Source organism: Streptomyces sp. PTL18 (assembly GCF_059510295.1).
Genome location: NZ_JCAJZO010000158.1, coordinates 1 through 321, shown reverse-complemented (window position 1 = coordinate 321; position 321 = coordinate 1). Strand labels below are relative to the sequence as shown.

The 321-nt window shown below is 64.2% G+C and carries 1 protein-coding gene; it reads left to right on the top strand.

Annotation, left to right across the window (positions count from 1 at the left end; genetic code table 11):
• Positions 1 to 321 (top strand): alpha-amylase family glycosyl hydrolase (locus AC5WS8_RS39455; protein ID WP_496108286.1); only part of this gene is annotated, 321 nt, incomplete at both ends.

Genomic DNA, 321 nt, shown 5'->3' with positions numbered 1-321 from the left:
GAGTCCCGCGCCAACCCCGACGGCCCCTACGGGGACTACTACGTCTGGGCCGACGACGACAAGCAGTACCAGGACGCCCGGATCATCTTCGTCGACACCGAGGCCTCCAACTGGACCTTCGACCCGGTCCGCAAGCAGTACTACTGGCACCGCTTCTTCTCCCACCAGCCGGACCTGAACTACGAGAACCCGGCCGTCCAGGAGGAGATGATCTCCGCCCTGAAGTTCTGGCTGGATCTCGGCATCGACGGCTTCCGGCTGGACGCGGTGCCGTACCTGTACCAGCAGGAAGGCACCAACTGCGAAAACCTTCCGGCGACG